11 protein-coding genes and 1 pseudogene are annotated in these 16572 nt (G+C 58.8%); 10 read left to right on the top strand and 2 right to left on the bottom strand.

Annotated features, from left to right (window positions below):
- The first annotated feature begins 110 nt into the window (after window positions 1–110).
- From ACWGTO_RS31225 to ACWGTO_RS31210, 4 genes are all read left to right on the top strand, one after another.
- Window positions 111–512: a hypothetical protein gene (locus ACWGTO_RS31225; protein ID WP_454578601.1), complete on the top strand. Its 402-nt coding sequence runs from the start codon at window positions 111–113 to the stop codon at window positions 510–512.
- Between the two features lie 48 nt (window positions 513–560).
- On the top strand, window positions 561–1043 hold the full coding sequence (locus tag ACWGTO_RS31220; protein ID WP_454578600.1) for a hypothetical protein: 483 nt from the start codon (window positions 561–563) through the stop codon (window positions 1041–1043).
- Window positions 1044–1604: 561 nt separating this feature from the next.
- Complete coding sequence (locus ACWGTO_RS31215; protein ID WP_454578603.1) at window positions 1605–2213, top strand: hypothetical protein; 609 nt, start codon at window positions 1605–1607, stop codon at window positions 2211–2213.
- Entirely contained in the window at window positions 2207–3961 is a 1755-nt protein-coding gene (locus ACWGTO_RS31210) for a DGQHR domain-containing protein (RefSeq protein ID WP_454578602.1), read from the top strand. The genes ACWGTO_RS31215 and ACWGTO_RS31210 overlap by 7 nt, the downstream gene beginning before the upstream one ends.
- Window positions 3962–4015: 54 nt before the next feature.
- On the opposite strand, the gene ACWGTO_RS31205 is transcribed toward ACWGTO_RS31210, so the two are convergent.
- Window positions 4016–6184 (bottom strand): helix-turn-helix domain-containing protein, encoded by a 2169-nt coding sequence (locus ACWGTO_RS31205; RefSeq protein WP_454578599.1) that lies wholly within the window; start codon window positions 6182–6184, stop codon window positions 4016–4018.
- Window positions 6185–6297: 113 nt separating this feature from the next.
- On the opposite strand from ACWGTO_RS31205, the gene ACWGTO_RS31200 reads away from it, so the two are divergent.
- The 6 genes from ACWGTO_RS31200 to ACWGTO_RS31175 all read left to right on the top strand — a co-directional run bounded on the left by ACWGTO_RS31200 (window position 6298) and on the right by ACWGTO_RS31175 (window position 16089).
- Window positions 6298–8130 (top strand): type II toxin-antitoxin system HipA family toxin, encoded by a 1833-nt coding sequence (locus tag ACWGTO_RS31200; protein WP_454578598.1) that lies wholly within the window; start codon window positions 6298–6300, stop codon window positions 8128–8130.
- A 195-nt stretch (window positions 8131–8325) separates the two neighbouring features.
- The gene (locus tag ACWGTO_RS31195) at window positions 8326–9354 is read left to right on the top strand and encodes a DGQHR domain-containing protein (protein WP_454578597.1); all 1029 of its coding nucleotides are present in this window, start codon (window positions 8326–8328) and stop codon (window positions 9352–9354) included.
- On the top strand, window positions 9347–10978 hold the full coding sequence (locus ACWGTO_RS31190) for a radical SAM protein (protein ID WP_454578596.1): 1632 nt from the start codon (window positions 9347–9349) through the stop codon (window positions 10976–10978). Before ACWGTO_RS31195 ends, ACWGTO_RS31190 begins: the two co-directional genes overlap by 8 nt.
- Window positions 10975–12549 carry an ATP-binding protein gene (locus ACWGTO_RS31185; protein WP_454578595.1) on the top strand — a complete coding sequence of 525 codons (1575 nt, stop codon included), beginning with the start codon at window positions 10975–10977 and terminating at the stop codon, window positions 12547–12549. The genes ACWGTO_RS31190 and ACWGTO_RS31185 overlap by 4 nt, the downstream gene beginning before the upstream one ends.
- Window positions 12550–12629: 80 nt before the next feature.
- Window positions 12630–14549 carry a PIN-like domain-containing protein gene (locus tag ACWGTO_RS31180; protein ID WP_454578594.1) on the top strand — a complete coding sequence of 640 codons (1920 nt, stop codon included), beginning with the start codon at window positions 12630–12632 and terminating at the stop codon, window positions 14547–14549.
- Window positions 14539–16089 carry an ATP-binding protein gene (locus ACWGTO_RS31175; RefSeq protein ID WP_454578593.1) on the top strand — a complete coding sequence of 517 codons (1551 nt, stop codon included), beginning with the start codon at window positions 14539–14541 and terminating at the stop codon, window positions 16087–16089. The genes ACWGTO_RS31180 and ACWGTO_RS31175 overlap by 11 nt, the downstream gene beginning before the upstream one ends.
- Before the next feature lie 116 nt (window positions 16090–16205).
- On the opposite strand, the pseudogene ACWGTO_RS31170 reads toward ACWGTO_RS31175, so the two are convergent.
- Window positions 16206–16526 (bottom strand): annotated as a pseudogene (locus ACWGTO_RS31170) (SMC-Scp complex subunit ScpB); the annotation flags it as partial.
- Window positions 16527–16572 lie beyond the last annotated feature (46 nt).

Here is a 16572-nt window from a genome sequence, read left to right as displayed (position 1 = left end):
AGCCGGCGCGAGGTGAATGCGGCTCTGAAACGCGAACTTTCAAGGTTCACAAGGGGCTGACCTCAACCGGTTGGCATGCTTCCCTCTCCAGCAGATAAGGAGGGATGTGGATGCGGTTTGCCATTCAACTCCTGATCGACGGCGGCGACGCAGCAGGCGAAACGCAAGAGATTATCAGCTTCGACCGAACAGACGGTGCGCTGTTGATCGATGAGCTCGGCTTGACGCTGGAAGAAGCGAAGAAGGCCCTTGCTGCACTCCAGATCGCGATCACCGATGCTCAGGTGACGGATCATTCCCGACCCCAGCGACCTTGCCCGTGTTGCCTTCGGCCCCGGCAACTCAAGGACAAGCGCGCAATCACCGTGCGCACGTGCTTTGGCAAGCTCGCGCTGCCGAGCCCACGATATCGATGCTGCCGATGTCACGAGGTACCCGGCGTTGTCGCACCTGTCGTGGCCGCTCTACCTGAACGCGCCACGCCTGATCTGCTTGCGCTCGAGGCGCGTTGAGCCTCGCTTGCGGCCTACGGTGCAACTGCCGTTCTGCTGGCGGACGTATTGCCTATCGACAAGGCCGTGAACGCGTCGACGATCAGGAACGACGCAATGCGCGTTGCCGCGCGTCTCGAAGCCGAGCTCGGCCCCGAGCAGGCCATGTTCGCGAGCGGATGCCAGGCCGAATGGAACAAGATGCCGATCCCCGGACCACCGGTGACGATCGGCATCGATGGAGGCTACGTGCGCAGTTGGACCGACAGACCGACAAACTTCGAGGTGATCGTCGGCAAGTCCGTGCCCGAAGAAGGACCTGCACGGCGATTTGGCTTTGTGGCGGGGCATGACGAAAAACCGAAGCGCCGCCTGCACGAGCTTCTCATCGATCAGGGCATCGCTATGAACCAGGAGGTGACCTTCATGTCGGATGGCGCTGCAACTTGCGAGACCTCCAATATTACATGCGCCCCAACGCGGAACACGTTCTCGACGACAGCGAGCCCGCCTGGTGGCCGACGCGGCGCATTCGCCCGAGGAAAGGGTTGAGGATTTCCAAGAGCGCCTCGGGATCGGTCATCACCGCCGCCTCCAGATGCACCGCGCCATGATCGTCAATGGCGCAAATCGCCGTCTCGTCCATCGCCATGTTCAGTCCCATCATCCGTCTCCAGCGCTGTTTCTCCGGTACAGAATGTGCGACCGAACTGCCATCCACCGTCTCGGATCTGCAGCAGGCGCGGATAGGCTGAACTAAGCGACGTCGGGTCAGTTGCAGATCCGCCACGGCTTCCCGACATTAGAATTCACAAGAGTTTCGAACGCAGTCGACTGAACGCAATGCCCGAAGGCATCCGTAGCGATGTGCGAATAATAGCATTTACCCTGCACCCGCTACGACAACCGATCAAGACATGGGGCACGTCGCCATTCCAATTATTTGTCAGTTTTCATTCGGCCGTCTTTCGGTTCACTGTTGTCATCACAATTCAGCAAGGAAGGCAATTTAATGACGTTGGCCGTTGGCAAAATGGCGCTTCGTCGCTGGTATATTTCGAGTTGCTAATTTTTCTTACACTTGCATCGCGGCAGAGAGGTGGGATCTCTGGCATGATTGATTCAGACGTATTCGACTTTGTCGAGCGCTGCAGAATGCACACGGCGACTGGGCCGCTACTGGACGACCTTCTCGAAACCGTGAGAAACCTCGGCTTTGAGCATCTTATCCTGCTTGCGGCAGAAGAGGCGGACGGGTGGACGCTCGCGAAGCGAAACAAGCGGTCGCTTCGCCTTGAGCGTGCCAAGCCTATCGATCGGCAGCTCGAGGATGATGTTTGGTCGCTGCTTTACCGGATGGGCTTCAAGGCGCTAAACCCTGATCGAAATTTCTACATCGTGGGGAAGGATGGGTCACGGCGGCAGCTCGATGTTTTCGCGAAGGACGATGAGGCGGTTTTCGTCGTCGAATGCACACATGCACAGGATACTGCAACCAAGTCCGTAAAGCAGTTGCTCGACAAGATTGGGGCGATCAGAGAAGACGTCGTCACCGCGGTGCATTCGACGTTTGGCCGGGATCCAAAGCTGAAAGTCAAAATCGCGATCGCAACACGAAACGTCGACATCCGCACTGTCGACCGGCAACGTGCCGCGGCAGCAGGCGTGCCGGTTATCACAGAGGCCGACGCCGCGTATTTTTTAAGCTCACCAGCATTCTGAAAGCGGCGGCGCGATACCAGTTTCTCGACCGTTATCTCAAGGGTGAAAAAGTTGAGGGCCTGCGTACGCGCGTCCCGGCGAACCGCGGCAAAGTCGGCAATACGACCTTCTACAGCTTCCTGATGTCGCCCCACGACCTGTTGCGCATCGCGTACATCAGTCATATGGGCGCTACATCCAACGAAGACCTCGAAACGTACCAGCGCATGGTAAAGCCTACGCGGCTCCGATCAATCGGCGCCTATCTCGATCGCGGCGGCACGTTCCCAACCAACATCGTCGTCAACGTTAAGCTCGATGGCCTGAATTTCAACAGCCAGGAAACGTTCGGAGATACCGCGACTGGCACTCTCGATCTTCCCGGCCAATACGGGTCCGCATGGGTCATCGATGGGCAGCATCGGCTCTATGGCTACGCGTACGCAGGCCGCGATGCCGATGAGGACCGGTCCGTCGTCTCCGTTCTGGCTTACCAGAACCTGCCGGTCCGGCAGGAAATAGAGATGTTCGTTGACATCAATACGCAGCAGGTCAAGGTTCAGCGTAATCTGGTGAATGAAATCATCTCGTCGCTCAACATCGACGATGAGGACCCCCGCAAGCGGCTGGACGCGATGTGCGCGCGCATCGGGCTGAAGTTGGACGAGGAAAAGCAGTCAACGGTCCGTGACCGCATACTCACAGTCGTTCAGCAGAAGGACAATTTCCAGTGTCTGACCCTCACCTCACTCGCGGATGGCATCGAGGGTAACAGTCTCCTCGGATCGGTTCACAAGTCGGGTGGCAAGAAGGGTAGTTTCAGGCTGATCCCGGGCCCGCTGGGTACGTTGTCAGATGACTCGGCCGCCATGATGAAAAAGGCGACTTCCACCTTGTCGGGCTACTTCGCCATTTTTGCGGATGGCGTGCCGGAACACTGGGCACTGGGCGATGCCAAGGGCGGCTATCTCTGCACAAACCTGGGTCTGCGGGCACTGCTTGTTCTTCTCCGCAAGCTAATCGTCTTCATCGAGCGCGACGGAACGCGCGTGGTGTCGCTTGAAGCCGACGATATCGTCGAGCTCGTCAGACCGCTGGCGCAACACGTAGTCACCTATTTTCATGATGCGTCGCCATCGGACATCGCCCGCTTTCGCAACCGCGGCAGCTCGCTTGCCAGCGTCGATCAAAACGCCCTGCAGATGATGGCAATCATCCATACCGCTGATCCCTCATTCGATCTCCCCGAGGTCAAACGCTACCTGGAGAACCAGGATGCCGAGGGAACCCGACAGGCTCGCATCATGATCGATGAGATCAACCCAATTCTCTTCGACGATGTCCTGACCACGCTGAAGGCCAAGTTTGGTGAGGAGAAAGATGCGTGGTGGCTATCCGGCGTGCCAAAGGCAATCCGGATTGAAGCCGACAAGAACTATAACAACGACAATGGCGAGCACGAGCGTTGGCGCTATCTGTATCTGATCGACTATCTTGGCATTGTGCTTCATGACAGCAATTGGGAGCTTTTCAAGGATCGCTACAATTTCTACGGCAAAGGCGCCAAGTCGACGCTTGTCCGGTGGATCGGCAAGGTCAACAAGGCGCGCACCGTCACGCACCATGCAGAAAAAGGCCCGCTGTCGAAGGACAAGGTCGAATATGTGAGACGTGTGCATGAACTTGTGAAGCGCATCCTTGGGGGAGAGCCCGTCGACGGCCGCAAACAGCTGCTCTTCGACGATTCTTCAAGTGACAGCGCCGGCTAACAGTCACGCGTTTTACCAATATTCGCATTTGGCTGTCAGCATGGAGTTGGGCAATTAGGCTCCGCCAGGCTCGCTGTCAGGCTGAACTCTCGTTGCGCGCATCAGGGGTTCGAGTACCCAGACGCTCCAGGCATCTTGAAGGCGCTCGCTAACCTTTGATGCCGTCTGGCGCACGCCCTCGGTTGTTTCGAACCAATTGCGCCACGCGGCCGTGATGTCGCGTTTGTACCCGGCCCCTTGGCCGTAACGTTCCGCCGTCTGTGTCCAGATATCCGCGTCCGACAACAGTTCACCATAGGCGTCGCGGCCGATGGTGCGCGCCGCCGCCAGAAACTCCTGTCGGCTCTCACTTAGCCGCGCCCGAAGTGCCCTCAGATTCTGGCCGATCGCTTCAAGATCCTCATACTTGCTTTCGAGGTCCATCAGCTTGTGCTCGATACGTTGCACGAGAGCTCGCGAACGCAAATTGGCATCGACCCGTACCCCCGTACCCAAGATGTGATCAACCTGGAAATTCTCCCAATCGCCTCGCCGATAGATCGAGGCGGCAATTGAACTGTGATGCCCCACCGCAAGCTGGTCGATGAGGTTCTGGTAGGCGGGGCGTACTGTTTCTGGAAGGTCGCCGACCGCGTGCAGGACGCGCGCCAGATCCTGCTCGATTTCCCGACGTGCTTCGCTCGTGCGAACGACATCGACATTCTCGATCAAGTTTCGAACGCCGTCTGCCGCATTCACGCCGCGAGCGGCATATGCAGCCCGCATGCGAGCGATTTGACCGCGAAGAGCCGTCCAGATCTTGCCGGCGTCGTCGTTTTTTGCATCGAAGAAGTAAACCGGTGTCGGTGGTAGGCCCACATTGGCCAGAGCCTGTTCAATCTCCTTGCGCCGAAGGCCGTAGCCCTGCTGACGGGAGATAACAGGACCATCAAGGCCGGGCATTTCAAGGGCTTCGTCGCCGCGCGGCAAGACAAGGATGCATTGCCGATAGCGCTCAGCCGCGTCGGATGCCGCGTCCTGCGATTCCTGAAGATGACGTTGGACGGTCGTGTTCGGGGCATCTGCGAATTTGGTGCAGAGTACTAGGAGAGTCCGGGAGTCCTCTGCGTACGTGGTGATATCAGGACGCTGGGTTACGCCTTCCACGCCGCGAGTATCGATGACGGAAAGGGTCTGACCATCAGCACTAAGATTGTCCGAAGGCATCAGGACGGTGATGCGTCGAGGGATACTGAAGCGCGGTTCCGCACCACTATTGATCGCCGATACCAGATTTGACACCCAAAGCAGGCCATCCTCTCGCCCCTCTGGAAGAATCATCTGGCGTTCCTTTCGAGCGGCCAGACTCATTCCGCCCACAATTCGATCGGTAACCTCGTCGATGCCAAGGCCCTCTTTCAGAAGGTCAACGATTGGGTCCTTGGTAATCGGCTCATCATTTTCCATGTGACTGACCGGTTTCATGCCAGCCATATTGCGGATCAGACGGCCTAGTTCGGCTGATAGCCCGCCGCCACTCGCACCAGGCGCGAGACTGGCGACGAATTGTTTCGTCAGCCGAACAACCTCCTCCTCCGTGACGGTATCGACGAGAACCCCAAATGTAGGTGCGACACGTATGGCTGTTTCGCAGACCGTAGTGCGTCCAGGCCCCACCGGGAAAGCAGGCCGGCGTCCGCTGCGGCCATCGCCGACCAGGAGCCCAACAGCATAGGTGAGCGCCATGGTCTTTCCGACGCCGATGTCCCCTACCCATGCCATAATGTGGTCACGACGGTCTAGATAGGCTTCCGTTATCTGAAGTTCATTCCGAAGCAGATCGATCGGTCCACGCAGGATCGGGTCCGTCATTTCCCCCTGGAAGGCGAGGAGATCTCGGGCGGCCCTATCGATAGTCCAAAGCGCCTCTCGGTCGGGATGCAGGAAGGACGGTGGCTTTGCGCGCAACCAGTTTCGCGCATAGTGTTCGCTCACCTCGGCTGCGGTCTGGGTGCCGATTGCAGCCAGGTAACGTTCGGCGATTTCCGGCTCGACCTCGTCTGCCTTCTCCAATTTGGAGAGCACGCTGGGAACAGTGTTCATCGCGCGTGCAAGAGTCGCCTGACTCATGCCACTGGCGTCTCTAACATGTTTGAGCACGTCGGCTGGGATAGAGTGGACCATGATCTTTCTCTTTTCCACTCTTTGATGACACAAATCGCGAATATTCGCAAACTGTTCCATCAGGAAATGAGATTTTACGCGATCATAGACCTTTGACGGCTTTTCAGGAACATTCTCGCTGACAGACGGGCGAATGCGGTATAACTTTCGCGTATCTGAAAAACGGGAAAGTCATGCCGCTCCATCTCGTCGGTGAAAATCTCGACAGGCACCGAGCCTATATGGCCGCGCAGGCCGGCTCGCTCGTGAGCTTGCTGCGCGGCGTCTATGTGGACGCCAACGACGACGTAAACAAGACGGTGATGGACCACGCCGTCCGCATCGCTGCCTACCTTTACCCTCACGCCTTTTTGTCGGGCCCGAGTGCATTCCAGCTCGCGCCTACAGTGGACGGCCGTCTCTTCCTAAGTGGGCGTCGTAACCAGCGAAGCCGAATCCGGGGCCTCGAAATCATACAAAACCAGGCGCCTGACAACCCCTCGACGGTACCGGTCATCGTTGGCGACGACATGGGCGAGTTCCATATCACGGCCTCATCACCCGGCCAGCGTTTTCTGGAAGCTTTCCGTCTACGAAGCGAACACGCAAGTGCAATCGACCCTGCTATGCGCCGAAGCACGGCAGACCGGTTGATCGAAGAGTATGGGAATGCACGCTCTGCGGCCGATGCCATTTGGGCCCTGGCGCGGGCCAACAGATGGACTCGCGAGGCCGAAGCCGCAGAAGCCTTTCTCAACGCGGCTCGTCCGGCCCAGGTACCCGTCAACAGGGCGCAAATTGATCTCGTCGTAGCGTGGCACGGTGAGCCTGTCGGCCGACTGATCCATGATGGTGTGGAATGGCGCTGGACGGCGGCCGCGGGTCGACAGCCGCCATTGATCCGCCCGACACGCCCAGGCAGCCTACCCCCTTTTATCGAATCGCTGCTTCCGGAAGGCTGGCTAGCACACGTTCTCGATGATCGCGATGAACGGGAAACTCTCCGAACGAGCCGTCGCTACATGTCCAACATAACGATCGTCGACGGTTCCGTCGACTTGGCAACTGTCCCGCAGGATGTTCTGCAAGGGCGTCTTGCTCACTTCCAGGCTGGCGGACTCTTCACTGGCCAATACAAAGGGCCGACCCGACGTTCCCTCGAGGATACCTTCCAGGATAACCTGGCGCGCCTTTTCGCGGACGCAAACACACCGCGGCTGTCCGGCGTCCAGATCAAGGCGCCGATGTGCCTCAGGCAGGACGGTGATCTGGTTCCAGCAATCACCGAGCCCTTCACCCATATCCTGAAGCCTGCCGGGACGAGCGGTTTCGACGACCTGCCCATCGTGGAATGGATCTGCCTGATGCTGGCGCGCGAGGCCGCGTTCGATGTTCCGGAGGCGGTCCTCGTGCGCATGCCCGACCAGATGCCACCTGCCCTACTGATCGAACGGTTCGACATTCGCCGTTCCCACAACGACATCCATCGACTTGCACTTGAGGATTTCTGCTCGATCCTCGAGCTCCCGGCGGCCCGCAAATACGATAGCACCATGGAGCGAATGGCGCGCGGCCTGCGCCCCTTGTCCACCGATCCCGTTGCCGACATAGAAATCCTGTTCCAACGTGCTGTCTTCGCCTGGCTGATCGCTGATGGCGACATGCATCTGAAAAACTTGGCACTGCTCAAAATTGCCGAAGACGGCGCCGATGGCTTCACGCAAGTCCGGTTCGCCCCCGTCTACGATGCGGTAACCACGCGCCTTTTCCCGGGCCTCCAACACGACCGGATGGCGTTAAAGCTCAATGGCAAGGACGACCGTTTGACCCCCGATGATTTTCTCGCGCTTGCGCGGACGATCGAACTGCCGGTTTCCCGTGCCGCGCAACTGATGGCAAACTGCGCTCGACGGACCTTCGACTCGGCTCCCCATGTTGCTATACCTCTGAAGGCGGCTCCCAACGGAGATCTTATTCGGGATCGTATTGTCGCAATCGTGCAGCATCGCGCCGAACCTTTTCTCTGATCGAATCCGTGCCTTAGCCTCGACCCAAAAACATTGCTCCGCACTGAGCGCGAGCGAACTTTTAGGGAGAATAGCAAAACGGCTTGTTGGATTGCCCGCAAAAGTTGCCGTGCAGACAAAATTCCGCCTTGACCTGCAGTTCCAGACTGCAGAATGTGCAGTCTGGAACTGCAATTTTGTCGTCGGATTCGAACAGTGACAACCGCTATTGTTATCGACTGCCTGAAAGGCCAATCGGCGCATAGGCCTGTGTTGCTCGGCTTCGCGCCGGCAGACGTTCTTTATCGCTTGAGCTTTGCCGACATCCTCGATGAAGATAGCCGCCGCGGGTATCAACGTCCTTTCAACGACCGTCACAGCCAGGACTTTCGGCGCTACATCAAGGAACCCGAGAGTTCGACGATTCCGCTGACGCTGAACCTGCGGCCGGCCTTAAATGACGAATGGCGGATCGAAGAGCTTCCGGACGGTCGCATTCGCCTGGAGATCTCGGCCGGCGCCCAGAAGATCATGGCACAGGTCGACTGCCAGCACCGCCTCGGTCACCTGGGCGACCTGCCGATTCCCCTCCCGTTCATGTGCTTTATCGAGCTTTCTGAGCGCGAGGAAATGCTGGTCTTCAGCATCATCAACAGCAAAGCCAAGGGACTGAGCACCAGTCTGCTCGACTACCACGAAGCCCAACTTGCCGAGGATCTGGCCCTCGAACGTCCCGAGCTTTTCATTGCATTCAAGCTGAACAACCAAGAAGACTCGCCGTGGCATCGGCGCCTGAACCTTGGCGGCAAGACGACCTCCGGACTGAAAAGGATCGTTTCGCTGCGAATGATGCAGCAAGCCATCCACGCGTTCCTGAAGGCGACCAAACTGTCTTCGAAGGGCTCGGTCGAGGAAGCGCTGCGTATCGTGCTGGATTTCTGGCGTGCGGTTGGCGTGGTGCTCCCGCAGGAGTGGGCCAATCCACGCAAGCATATGCTGACAAAGGGTGTGGGGGTCTATGCGCTTTTTCGCATCGCGGCGGATATTGTCAACGAATGCCGCGACGCTGGACGATCATGTGACAGGCGGGCGTTCATCACCGCACTTTCTGATTTCGCCGGAACGATCGATTGGTCCACCTCCGGCCCCCTCAAGGGCTTCGGCGGCCAAGGCGGCGTCAAGCAGGCGGTAGAATTTATTCGCGAAGTTCGGAAGCGCGCTCGTTATAAGGTGGTCAATGGCTAACAAGAATATTCTCCTGATCGAGCCCGGCTACAAGAACAAGTATCCACCGCTCGGCCTTATGAAAATTGCCCAATATCACGGACCGCAAGGGAAACGAGATCGCGTCCGATTCATCAAAGGGGAAGATCGCTCAGTTCTGAACCAGGCGTGGGACCGAATTTACATCACGACACTTTTCTCTTTCGAGTACCCGAAGATTGCGCAGACGATCGATTTCGCGCTGGAGGTTGCCAACGGTCAAGCCGACAAAGTTTTCGTCGGCGGGATTGCCGCCTCATTGATGCACGAGCGCTTCATTGAGGAGAGACGCTGGCAGGGCATACGCTTCATCAAGGGGCTGCTTTCGGATCCGCCGGCTGTTGCGCTCCAGTTGGATGAGTTCTCAGAGGAGCTTTACGCCGAGGACACCGGTGGCCGCCCGATCGAGGATCTGGTCCCCGACTACGGCATCCTCGATCAGATCGACTACAAGTATCCGGTTCGTGATGCCTACTTCGCGTACACCTCCCGCGGCTGTATTCGAAAATGTCACTTCTGCGGAGTGCCAAAACTCGAGGGCGCGCAGCGGGACACGGAGTCACTGACGGCGCTCATCAAGGCCATCGACGCGCTCTACGGTCCGAAGAAGGACCTGACCCTTATGGACAACAATGTCGTCGCAAGCCCGCGCTTCAAGGAGATCATTGCCGAAATCCGCGATCTCGGGTTCACGCCAGGCGCCAAGCTCCAGCGCGAAGGGATGCGGGTGCCTGTCCAGCGCCGGGTCGACTTTAATCAGGGTGTTGATGCCCGGATCCTCTGCAAGGATCCCATGTACCTGCGCGAACTGGCGACCATCTGCCTCAAGCCGCTGAGGATCGCGTTTGACCATCTCGGTGTGAGGAAGCCGTACGAACAGGCGGTGCGGTACGCCGCCGAATACGGCCTCACCGAGCTCTCGAATTACATGCTCTATAACTTCCATGACAACCCTGCGGACTTGTTTGAGCGGATGCGGCTCAATGTGACTCTCAACGAGGAGTTAGGCGTACGCATCTGGTCGTTTCCAATGCGCTTCCAGCCGACCGACCGGCCCGACCGTGGTCACATCGGCAGCAAGTGGACCCGTTACCAGCTCCGCTCGATGCAGCTCATCCTGCAGGCGACCCACGGCATCGTCAGCGGCGAACCCACCTTTTTTAAGCGGGCCTTCGGCAACAGGTTCGAGGAGTACGAGCGTATCCTGGCTCTCCCGCACGACTTCATCTTCAATCGCGATTGGTACGAACGTTTCGATCCCGAGGAGCGGCTCGCTGCGTACCGGGCCGAGTTCAACAGGCTCGATGGCTATGAACGACGCGAGCTGCTGGAGTTACTGTCGTCGTGCGATCCTCGACAGTTTGCGGGGCTGGCGGAGCAGGCCACAACGGAGGCACTGAAGCGGGTTCTTCGCTTCTACGTGCCAGTGCCTAAAGACGAACTGTTTGCAATTTGGGCGAAGCAGAAGGAGCTTACCAGGGGCGAGCCAACTGCCGAAACAGGTCTGGCGGAGGATGAACGGGTCGAGGACGCAGGCCTTGACCATGAAGAACCGGAGCCCTCGCCGGTCTGCAAATCGAAGACGCATGAAGGGATCGCCGCATGAACGCGACGGCTGCAATCAAGCTCGCCCGGGCGGCGTCAACAAGTCGCGGGACGGCCGAACGCCACGAGTTGCCGGAGACCGTGATCGGCAAGGATGTTCTCGAGCTCGTCTCGAGCGCGATGTACGTCGACCCTATGACAGTGTACCGCGAATACATTCAGAACGCAGCTGACGCGGTCGATGCGGCTCGCGCGGCTGGCCAGCTCGCTGCCAGCGAGCTTGGCCGTGTCGAGATTTCGGTAGAGCCTGGTAGCCGGACGGTCCAAATTCGAGACAACGGCTGCGGCGTTCCTTTCCAGGAATTCGGTCGCAAGTTGACCGCACTTGGTGGCAGTGCCAAGCGTGGGACACCGGCCCGTGGATTTCGCGGCGTAGGCCGGCTCGCTGGGCTCGCATACGCGCAGGAGCTGATCTTCCGTTCGCGCGTTCCGGGTGAGGCCAAAATTTCCGAGCTGCGCTGGGACTGCCGCCGACTGAAGGAGGCGCTTCGCGCATTGGACCAGGACAAAGGTATCGCGGAGCTGATCCGCCAAGTGACGACCCTGGAACGCATCGATATCTCCGAAGCACCGCAGCGCTTTTTCGAGGTTGAAATGAGGGGCATCGTTCGGCTACGGAACGACCGTCTAATGAGCCCAACCGCGATTGGCGAGTATCTGAGCCAGGTCGCTCCCGTGCCGTTCTCGCCAGATTTCCAGTTCGGCGGGCAAATCACCGAGGCACTTTCGCATCATCTCGATCTCGGTGTGCTCGACATTCGAATCGACGGTGCCGAAGAGCCGCTCTATCGTCCGCACCGCGACCGCTTTGTATTGGACAACAAGGCCGATATCACGTTCGATGACGTGACCCTTATCGAGATCGCTGGCATCGACGGCGACGCCGCGGCGGTCGGCTGGGTGCTGCATCACCAATACGAAGGGGCAGTGCCGACCGGAACGCTTGTGAAAGGTCTCCGGCTTCGCGCCGGCAACGTTCAGGTTGGTGACAACACGCTTCTAGAAGATCTGTTTCCCGAGCCGCGGTTCAACGTCTGGTCGGTGGGCGAGGTGCACGTGCTCGACAGGAAGGTGGTGCCGAATGGCCGGCGCGACCATTTTGAACAGAACGCGCATTACAGCAATTTGTTGAACCACCTGACCCCCACTGCACGCGACATTGCCCGACGCTGCCGCACTAGCTCGGTACGCCGCAAATGGGTGCGGGAGTTTGAAATCCACGAGAAATCAGCGTCCGAAACGCTGGATATAGTCGCTCAAGGCGGTGTCGGACGAGGCGAAAGGGACCGCAAGGCGCTTTTGGCGGAGCAGTCGCTGTTGAAGATGGAAAAGGTCGCCGGGATGGATCTGCTTGCGGAGAACCGCGAGGCCCTGGGTACAAAGATAAGCCAGCTGAGAACGCGCTTGTGCACGCTGATGCGGGATGCCGAACCGGTCGCCTCACCGCTGAAGCGCTTGCCTGAGGAGAAACGAAAGACTTTTGAGCAATTCTTTGAATTAATCTATGAGTGCTCAGCAAACCGGATTGCTGCGAAATCACTGATCGATCGGATCCTGCTTAAGCTCGAATAGAGCGTACTCGAATATACGTTAGTTGGGGGAAGCATTAACGTGGGCAAAGCGCCTGGGGCAAATGTTGCGGACGGAAGCCGATGAGTGAGCCCGTCCGAAAACCCGTCCTGACGATTCCTTGCGAAACGGAAGATTCAGGCGCCTTCAAGACCCGTTTGTCGACACTTATTGGCAGTCCAGGCACGCATCTCTATGTCGACACATCCTTCCTGATGTGGATGACGAAGATAGGTTCGGTCTCGCGCCGCGAATTGCTCGACTGGCTCGGCACACACTGCGCGGGCCGTGTGCACGTGCCGATCTGGGCAGCACATGAGTACGTCAAGCATCACGTCGCCGGGACGATCATAACCGAACTCAGCGAAAAGACCGACGAGGTCTCAACTATCGTCGGCAAGACATACAATTATTTTCGCCCCTTCATGGATGAAGCCCATGGTGAGGGTGCCGAAGATCCCTCGACGCTTCGGGCTGCCACGCGAAGCGCCTTGAACGCTCTACATCACCTCACCACCGTCACGCGCCAATGGCACAAATCCTACCAGAAGCACGCCTCGGAGGTGATCGCATTCATCAACGTGAACACGCCTGAGAAGACATCGCTCTACGAGTACTTCAAAGACCTGCCCGGTCTCGGCGCCGGCCGGTTTGTCGGCTCGATCCCACCCGGATTTCAGGATCGACGCAAGAAGGGCAGTGCTAGTTCACCCAAGGGCGAGGACGACGAAGCGCCCGCCGACAGCAATCGCTACGGCGACCTGGTGTTCTGGAAGGAGCTGCTGGAGCACGCCAAGGGCGCTAATGCGCAGGCAATCATCGTTTTGACCAACGACCGAAAAAACGACTGGCATTTCGGCCGCAGTGACACCGTGCAGATAGAACCAGCGCTTCTCGCCCTCAAAAAATCCTGGAAGCCGGTCCCGCGGGCTCATCCTATGCTTGTCATGGAAGCCCGGCTGCTCGCTGAAATCGAAGAGCTTGAGCTCCTCGACAGTCCCTATCTGGCTGCCCTTTTGCGCGATATCGCCGAGGAGGGCGTCCGTTCCTTTGCTGACGTCGCGATCATCCCTGATGGCCCGGAGCCGGAAGACGAAGACGAGCGCCGCGCCAAGCTGATCGAAGTGCGACACGCCGCCGACCTCGCCAAGGCAGCGGCGCAAGCCGCGGAAAATGGTCATCTCTTTGCGGACGCGCCAGAAGTCGGCTCGTCGGCGACCGCGCTGCGGCGCGCATTGCTGGAGAGCCGGCGGGCAGTCGCGAAGCGAGGCGTGGCCCTGCTCGCCGAATGGCGCGCGACCGCCGAGGCGAAACAGTCGATCAAGGAAAGCCTGACCCAGGCTAAACTGGATGGTCTGGATCACAAGGAACTCGTTCGGATTGCACGGGAGCTGCATGATCGCGTTCTGCGTGAGGAGGCCGGCTATGGCGAGGCCCTGGCCGATCTTGTCTCGATCTTGCACTCCCTCCCGCCCAATACCGCGGGCTGTTTTTATCTCGGGTTTCTGGCGTCGATGTATCTTGAGCGCGAAACCAACACCTCCCTTGTGCCGCCGCGCAGCCCGTCGGCGCAGCAGCTATTCGCCTGTCAGTCCGCCGCCTTCGCCGTCAACGCCATCAATGCGGTGGCAAGGAGGCTGAGCGACAATGACGTAGCGCCGCTTTACATTCCGAGCGCCGATCCCGCATCAGTTGCGGTCAGCCTCGACACAGAGGTCAATACGCCGGGGCTAGACGAGCTTCGCTCATTGCGCGTCGCCGGCGTCGAACTCCTCACAGCCGCGCAAGCGGACGAGCGCTTGCGGCTGGCCGCTCTCTTCGACGCCACCAAGCCAGTCGACGGGGACGCAATCGTGCGCAAGGCATGTGAGCTGTTTTCGATACCGTCTGAGCAGGTCGAGCGGACCGAGGCGTTCGCCATCACCTACGCGTTGACCGAGACCATCGGTTTCAAGCGACCGGTCGACGTTTCCATCCCGAAGGAGAAGACACTTGGCGACTGACCAGACCCCCGTCGCGTTCGAGCCGTTCTTCGGAGGCTTCGTTCTGGAAACCCTCACTATTGGCATGTACGGCGAGGCGAGGAACGCAATTCGCGAATACATCCAGAACGGGTTCGATTCGGTGCAACGCGCAATTGAGGAGCTCAAAATTCTCAAACTCGGTGAAGGGTTGATCGAGATCGAAATGGCCGCCGATCGCAAGAGCCTGGTCATCCGAGACAACGGTGCTGGACTATCCGCCAAGTCGGCGGCGACTGTCCTCACCCGCGTCGGTGCATCGGGCAAGAGCCATCGACGCAATGCCGGCTTCCGCGGGATTGGTCGTCTGGCTGGCATCGTGTTTAGCAACACGGTCACCTTCATCACCAAGGCGAAGGGCGAGCGCGAGCAAACGACCGTCATCTTCGACGGAAAGGCCATGCGGGCGGCGATGGCGCCCGGCAAAGGCAGTACCAAATCGGCGCAGGAGCTCCTCAAGGACACCGTCAAAGCGCATCGGACTCCGCACAGAGACGTGCAGAAGCATTTCTTCGAAGTTCGCCTCGAAGGCCTGACCGACGCGCCTGATGAATGCCGCTCCGCCAAGGAGCTCTATGATTTTGTGAGCCAGGTGGGACCGGTGCCCTACCCGGACGCTTTTCCTTATCGGGAAAAACTGACCACCGCCGCGCGCGAAACCGGCATCGACATAGAGGAAGTGAAAATCACGATCAGGGACGGGAGTGCAAAGCCCAAGCGCGTGACAAAGCCCTATGGGCTCGAATACGAATTCGAGTCAGGTGATGTCGCCCTCAGTGCTTGCGAGTTACACAAGTCCCCGACCAATCGCTGGTGGGCCTGGGTCGGAAAGAAAGACGAGTCCGGCGCATATACCGACGAGAAGGTAAGCGGACTGAGGATCCGTGTTCGCAACATCCAGATCGACGGGACCGAGATCGTCAGGGACATTTTTCGGGATCACGCTAAATCGAACGCTCGCTTTCAGGACTATTTTCTGGGTGAGATCTTTGTCGAGCCAAGCGCTCTCGTGCCAAATGCACGACGCGACGGCTTTGAGGATGACCCGACCTGGAAGAAGGTTCGAAACGAGCTGGCGACGGTGGTGAAGCAGCTTGGACGGGAAGCCCACACCGTATCGAAACAGGGGCAGCTTTCGGTCGATGCGCTGAAGACCAATCTCGCAACCGTGAAGAAGGAGCTGAAGGCTCTTCAGCGTACGAACTTCGCAGACGCCGACCGGGTCATCAAGCTTTCCAAGAACGTGACGACGTATCAGGCACGAGTGGCCAAAGGCCTGCTTGGGGCGCCGATGGAAACAGCGGCCGAACTTCAGGCCATTGGGTCGGCCTTAACAGACATCAAGCAAGAAGCCCTCTCCCATGTTGGTGGAGCAGCAGCGAACGTCGACCGGGAAAGGATCCAGCAGGAGGCGCGGGACGAGTTCCTCCAGGAGGTGTTGAACGTCCTCGAGGAGGCGCTTTCCCCCGGATGCTACGCCTCTGCGCGGGAGGCCCTTATGGAGGAGTTCGGCGAGGAGTAGCCTTGCCCTCTGCTATGACAGGCGTGTCAGCGCAACGGATGGTGATATCGCCGTCCTGCGTTAGAGACGGCCCGGTTCGGGACGTCCCCCTTCATCGATGTCCGATCAAGCACATGTCACACGTCACCTACCTCGAAGCGGTCTTGTTCGTTGCCGGCCGATAGCCCTGGCATGATGTCGCCGGCCAACAGCTTTTCCTTACTGAGCAATCCTGCATCCTCGAGCGCCTCGAAATCCGGCAGGTCGCGCAACGTGTCGAGACCGAACTCCAGCAGGAATTCTTTAGTCGTAACGTAGGTGTAGGGCGCGCCGGGCGTCGGGCTGCGCGGACCGGACGCGATCAGGTTTGCGCCGCGCAGATGACCTATCAGGTCGCGCGAAACTTCCTTTCCGAGGTGAGCGTCCGGCGAACGCATTTTCGCGCGCTCGATCGGCCGAATCTATAGGACGCGCTTCACCTCATCGACCATAACACGCTCGATC

Source organism: Mesorhizobium sp. PL10 (assembly GCF_053714315.1).
This window is presented reverse-complemented; position numbering and strand designations above follow the sequence as displayed.